Here is a 6,000-nt window from a genome sequence, read left to right as displayed (position 1 = left end):
ATGCGCCCAATGCGGCAGGAGGTCCTGGCGGGCTGGCGGAGCGTTGCCTTTTTTTGATTTCGCCATCCCTCGTGCAGCACAAAAAGCTTTGATTTTTTCCCTCTTGACAACTGCTACTCATCGGTAGCCTGCTCTGGGTTGGACAAGAACGTGGTCGATTATTAAGTGCCAAAACCTGGGATTGTCACAAATAGAATTATCCAGGCAATAAGGAGAGCAACCGGGAACAATACTCCTAGAACAAAATGTGTAGATGGAAACTTGCCTCTGCGCTTTGTCACTCCTGCATAATCAGGAAGCAACTCTCGAAGTTTGGCTTTAATGGGATTCATGGTTAGATTTATTTGCGCCCACGCTAAATAAATCCACACCACCGAACAAAGTACGCCAACAATCCCAAAGACTAGAACAAATATCTGTTGAACTGATTTATTTACAACAAGAGTGGCAAATGCCGCGAAGAGCATGGATTCGGCAACTAGAAAGAAGTTTCCCCTTGATATGAAAAGATTATCTTCGTGAAGTGCCCATTCCCAGAGGCGGTCAACTCGTCTTTCTAAGCTCTCGTTCTTGCGATTTTTTGTCTCGGGCATTCGATCGCTCCTTACTGAAATGAATTATTTCCTGTTCTGCCAGAATGTAGTGAGCAGGCTAACTAGGTATTCCACGTAAACTTTCCATATAACATCCCGGTGTGGGGGCTTATGCGTATACTTTCTGTGTAATACCCCTATATGGAGTTTTATGTGTAGAAATCCACGCTTTTCAGATTATACGACTGTTCCAGCGATTCGCAACTTCGATTTTCATGGGGTGAATATATGGCGAACCCATCAAAAAGAAAAACAACTTCTTGAACAAATCACCAATACCAATCTCTAATTCTCTACTCTCCTCCGCAATCAAAAAGCCTCCTCGCGCAGAGAAGGCTTTTTTCTTAGAATTCAATTTTCAGTTAAGGCAGAGGCGAGAGCTAAAATTCGTCTTCCTCTTCCAGCCACTCATCGTCGTCTTCGTCGGATTCTTCGTCGTCCCATTCCTCTTCATCTTCCTCATCCCAGTCATCCACCTTAACGCCGGCTGTATCTGTGGGGGAATAGGTGGCGCACCCGGTCTCCGGGTCCAACTCTATCGCCGCGGCAGAACAATAACCTTCATCTACAAATACACAATCTACATAGTGACATTTAATACGGGGCATTTTTCACTTCCTCCTGCCTAAGATTGGGGGGATTTGATCAGGCGCGTGATGGCGATCATAAAAATGAAGGTCATTGCAACCTGAGATGTGACACAAAATGGACAGATGGCTTTCAACAGCGCGATCTCAACATAGATCAACCAAACGGTAAATATGAAACCGGTCAGCGCCAGGCCAAAGATCATCAGTGTGCCGTTTTGTTTGAAGAACATATTGCGGTTCTCGAACAAATGCACAGCCAGGATCGCCACATAACCAAGGATGCCGATCACCGCCACGGGAATACCGTTCACTTCTGAATAGCGGCTGGCATTCACGGTGGAGCAATCACCCGAGCCCAGGCACATGCTGTCGTTGGATGTGACCTTGTAAATGGTCATATAAATTGAGACCAGCAAACCGACGATCACAAGCGCAACCGATGCGCGGTACAACCATTTATTCATGCTTCCTCACAATAGTAAAGCCTCTACTTCCTGTCCAGCAGGCACGCATTTTACACCAGCGGGGATAATAAGTAAAGCATCCGCCTGCACCAAAGAGAGCAAATTCCCAGACCCCTGATGCCCAGTTAGATCGGCGAATAGGCCTCCATTTTCCTCGCGGATTTTTGCACGTAGATAGCTTTCTCTTCCGTCAGAATTAATCTCATTCTCGCTTCTTACTTTAACCCTGAGCCTGCTTCCCTCCAATTTGCCGCTCAGCCTCTCGAGCACGGGACGAACGAAAATCTCAAACCCAACAAAGGCTGAAACAGGGTTGCCCGGCAGACCGATGAATGGTTTCTCCATATATTCACCGAATGCAAGCGGCTTGCCCGGGCGCATGTTCACGCGCCAGAAATCCAACGCACCTTTTGCTTCGATCACTTCTTTCACAAAGTCAAAGGCGCCCACGCTTACCCCTGCAGAAGTGAGGATTAAATCCACATCTTCTCTGATTGCTTTTTGCAATAGACCTTCCACCGATTCACGCGTGTCCTTTGCAACGCCCAATCGTAAAACTTCTGCGCCCGCGCTTTCGATCAGCGCCGCGATAGTATACGAATTTGAATCACGGATCTTGCCTGACTCAAGCGGAGCATCCACTTCAAGCAGTTCATCGCCTGAGGAAAGCAAAGCCACACGCGGTTTCTTATAGACCTGCACGTTCGCAACCCCCAGCATCGCCAGCAGACCAAGGTCCTGCGGCTTGAGAGTCTTTCCCTTTCTCAAAACGACTTCGCCTGCACGAATATCCATCCCGCGTGGGCGGACGTTATCTCCAGTTTTGACGTTCTTCGTGAATGAAACAGTCTTTGGCGCAGAGGTTCCCGCTTCACGATCTTTGAAATCTGTATCTTCAACCGGGATGACAGCATTTGCCCCCTCTGGTAATTGCGCACCCGTCATGATCCGCGCGGCTTGGCCTTGTGCAAGAGTCACCTTAGGTGTTGAACCTGCTGGAATGTCAGCGACTACGTTTAGGATCACGCTTGAGGCCGAGGTATCTTCTGCACGGATGGCGAATCCATCCATGGATGAGTTGTCAAAGAGGGGGAGATCATGCGGGGCAGAAATTTCCACTGCCAGCACGCGGTTTGCACACGCAATCAGCGGAACATCTTCCGTTGTGGTAGTTTGAAAGTGTGAGAGGATGCGCTCGCGCGCTTCAGTTACGGACAGCATTTTGAAATCGGCGGGATTATACCCCACGCGAGTTTGGTGCTCTTAGGCAATTCCCCATATTGTCAAAAAGCTTTAACGCAGAGCTCTTCTGTGTCTTGTTGAGGGCGCTTTTCGCCCGAAGCATCTCTGATACCCTGAACGCAGACCCTTCGGTCGCGGAGAACACGCTCCCTCAGGGTGACACGTTTCTTCTTTTATCCCCGTTCATCTTTGTTTATCTCCGGTGAATTCTGGTTTGTCACCCCGGCCTCATCCGATGAGCTTCCATCACATTCGGCAGATTTTCAATGCGGGTCAGAATGCGGCTTAGTTGTGTAAGGTCTTTTACTTCAATAATTAAATGCAGGTCGGCAATACTGCGGTTGACATTTACGGTCACATTGGCGATATTGATATTTTCATCCGCGAGCAGGGTCGAGATGTCGCCCATCAACCCCTGACGATCATAGGCTTTGATCTTGACTGATACAGGGTAAGTCCGTTCCAAATGTCCCCAGCCAACTTGCAGCAGTCGTTCCTTATCTTTTGTTTGCAGAATATTTGGGCAATCCTGCCTGTGAATGGTTGCGCCTCGTCCACGAGTGATGAAGCCCACGATCTGATCGCCGGGCATCGGGTGACAACAGCGCGCCATATTGGAGAGCATTCCTTTCAACCCAACGACTTCGATTGCATCCGTAGCTGTGGATTTTGCAATCGGCGCGCCTGCCGCGAGAATATCCTCCACCTCTTCATCCTGCGAAAACTGCCTGATGATCTTACTAATGGAAAGGTCGCCGTTACCAAGCGCAATGAACATTTCATCTGGAATTTTGTAACCAAGGTCGCGAGCCATTTTTTCAAAGTTGACCTCGCCAATACCCAGCCTTTGCAGTTCCCGCTCCAGTGTATCGCGTCCCTGCGCCAGGTTTTGTTCATCTTCCTGCTTCTTGAACCAAACTTTGATCTTCGAGCGGGCGCGTGATGTGCGGACCAATCCCAGGTTGACGTTCAACCAATCGCGGCTTGGCCCGCCTCGCTTCGCAGTCAGGATTTCAACTTGATCGCCAGTCTTCAATTCCTGATACAGCGGAACAAGCTTTCCGTTGATCCGCGCGCCGCGGCAGCGATGACCGATGTCTGTATGCACATGGTAGGCGAAGTCAATCGGTGTGCAGCCAGCCGGCAGGTCAATGATGTCGCCGCGCGGGGTGAAGATGTAAACCCGATCCTGGAATACATCACTGCGCATCGACTCGACGAATTCTGCGGCATCATTCACATCCGAACGCCATTCCATCATCGAGCGCAGTGAGTTGATGCGCTGTTCGTAATTCTTATCCGAATGTTTTGAGCCTTCTTTATATCGCCAATGCGCCGCGATACCATATTCAGCATTGAGGTGCATTTCACTGGTGCGGATTTGCACCTCCAGCGGACGCTTGTCATCGTACATAACGGCTGTGTGCAAAGATTGATAAAAATTATCCTTGGGTGCGGCGATGTAATCATCAAACTCACCGGGGATTGGCCGCCACGTGGTATGGATCACACCCAGTGCGGCGTAGCACGAAGGCACATCGGGCACGATCAACCGCACGGCACGCACGTCATGCACCATGTTGAAGGGCCTGCCCTTCTTTTGCATCTTTTTGAAAATTGAATAAATATGCTTGGGGCGTCCGCTGATCTCGGCTTTGATGTTATTCTTTTCAAGCAACCTTGCCAGGTTCTCTTTGATTGCTTCAAGCTGCGTTTCGCGGTCAGGCCTTTTTTCGGTCAGCAGTTCGGCGATCTCTTTATATTTTTCAGGGTTCACATAACGAAAGCCAAGGTCTTCCAATTCCCACTTGACCTGCCAGATGCCGAGTCTGTTTGCGAGCGGCGCAAAAATATCGAGGGTCTCCTGCGCAATTCGTTTTCGCTTATGTTCCGGCATATGGCCCAGCGTGCGCATATTGTGTAACCGGTCCGCCAGTTTGATGAGTACCACCCGCACATCTTCACCCATGGCAAGGAATGTTTTGCGCAGAGTTTCCGAAACAATATCTTCCCTGCGGCCCAGCAGAGCGGGTTCGATCGGCTCATCATCGGGTTCACTGCCGTTATTGCCGCTTTCAGCATGTTGGTCACCGCGTGAGACGCGCGGCAGATGCGTCAGCTTTGTCACGCCATCCACCAATATCTTTACTGTGTCACCAAACTCGCGGCGAATATCTGCCAATGTAATCGGCGTATCTTCCACTGTATCGTGCAGCAACCCCGCCACAACAACTTCAGGCGGCACTTTCAAATCCGCAAGAATAGTGGCGACTGCGATACAGTGATTGATATACGGCTCCCCTGAATGTCGTTTCTGATCGCGATGTGCTTCCTCCGCCACGCGATAGGCGCGCATGACTAACTCCCGGTCTGCGACGGTGTAGTTTTCAGGGAGTTGTTCTAAAAGTTTTTCAAGAGGGATCGTAGCGCTTGCTGCTTTCATTACAAGTAATTGTACTACGCAGAGACCGGGGACTCCCTTCTCCTTTCGGGAGAAGGGTTGGGCATGAGGGAGCACAAATCATTAAAGTAGGATGCGGCGCTTCATTCCGCCCTCGCACCTGTTTCTGTTTTCTGATAGATTTTCTAATCTGAAGATTTAACTTGTTCAAGCGGCTATCAACAGCGGAGTCTCTGCCTCGGTTGCAGAATCAACTTTCAGATTAAGCATGAAGCGCCGAAAGTTCATCCTCTATTTGAGGTTGTCCTTGATGCTGTCGCGGAGATCGAGCGAGTTGCCGAGGATCGCTCCAAATATGATGAATAGCAGGGTTACTCCTGCACCGGTGATGAATGCATAAGGCGAGTCCCAAACCATGGGCAGGATGAAGATCACAACCACGCCGAGGATGAGGCCGTAGAAAGGTGACTTGACGATATGCGGAATGTCTTTCCACGCTTTGGAAAAAGAGAAGGGTTTGCGCATCCGTTTTTCTTTGACGGAACTGCTTTGTTGAAACTTGCGCTGTTTGGCAAGCGGATCGCGCGCCTGAAGTTGTTTTTCGCGCAGTCTCTTGAGCCTTTCCTGTTCTTCAGTAGACATATCAGCCTCCTTTGTGTAGTGTCACCCTGAGCGTCAGCGAAGGGTCTTTACCATAATATTAGAGATTC

General features: G+C 49.6%; 6 protein-coding genes. All 6 read right to left on the bottom strand.

The features are described 5' to 3' along the window. Window positions 1-161 precede the first annotated feature (161 nt). Window positions 162-593, bottom strand: a complete 432-nt coding sequence (locus AC14M5_RS18880) for a RipA family octameric membrane protein (RefSeq protein WP_484031261.1) — start codon at window positions 591-593, stop codon at window positions 162-164. 380 nt (window positions 594-973) lie between these two features. After that, a complete protein-coding gene (locus AC14M5_RS18875; protein WP_484031260.1) occupies window positions 974-1,201 on the bottom strand; it encodes a hypothetical protein in 228 nt (75 codons plus the stop codon). Window positions 1,202-1,218: 17 nt separating this feature from the next. Continuing rightward, on the bottom strand, window positions 1,219-1,647 hold the full coding sequence (locus AC14M5_RS18870) for a vitamin K epoxide reductase family protein (protein WP_484031259.1): 429 nt from the start codon (window positions 1,645-1,647) through the stop codon (window positions 1,219-1,221). 6 nt (window positions 1,648-1,653) lie between these two features. Further along, a complete protein-coding gene (locus AC14M5_RS18865; RefSeq protein ID WP_484031258.1) occupies window positions 1,654-2,868 on the bottom strand; it encodes a molybdopterin molybdotransferase MoeA in 1,215 nt (404 codons plus the stop codon). Between the two features lie 238 nt (window positions 2,869-3,106). Continuing rightward, window positions 3,107-5,332: a RelA/SpoT family protein gene (locus AC14M5_RS18860; RefSeq protein ID WP_484031257.1), complete on the bottom strand. Its 2,226-nt coding sequence runs from the start codon at window positions 5,330-5,332 to the stop codon at window positions 3,107-3,109. Between the two features lie 249 nt (window positions 5,333-5,581). Then, entirely contained in the window at window positions 5,582-5,932 is a 351-nt protein-coding gene (locus tag AC14M5_RS18855; RefSeq protein ID WP_484031256.1) for a hypothetical protein, read from the bottom strand. Between the last annotated feature and the right edge of the window lie 68 nt (window positions 5,933-6,000).

Source organism: Candidatus Villigracilis sp., assembly GCF_057083605.1.
The sequence above is the reverse complement of the archived record's forward strand: the minus strand, read 5'-3'. Positions and strand labels throughout refer to the sequence as shown.

Coding starts and splice junctions, on each gene's coding strand:
- AC14M5_RS18880 (WP_484031261.1), bottom strand. CDS start 593: ATGCCCGAGACAAAAAATCGCAAGAACGAGAGCTTAGAAAGACGAGTT.
- AC14M5_RS18875 (WP_484031260.1), bottom strand. CDS start 1,201: ATGCCCCGTATTAAATGTCACTATGTAGATTGTGTATTTGTAGATGAA.
- AC14M5_RS18870 (WP_484031259.1), bottom strand. CDS start 1,647: ATGAATAAATGGTTGTACCGCGCATCGGTTGCGCTTGTGATCGTCGGT.
- AC14M5_RS18865 (WP_484031258.1), bottom strand. CDS start 2,868: ATGCTGTCCGTAACTGAAGCGCGCGAGCGCATCCTCTCACACTTTCAA.
- AC14M5_RS18860 (WP_484031257.1), bottom strand. CDS start 5,332: ATGAAAGCAGCAAGCGCTACGATCCCTCTTGAAAAACTTTTAGAACAA.
- AC14M5_RS18855 (WP_484031256.1), bottom strand. CDS start 5,932: ATGTCTACTGAAGAACAGGAAAGGCTCAAGAGACTGCGCGAAAAACAA.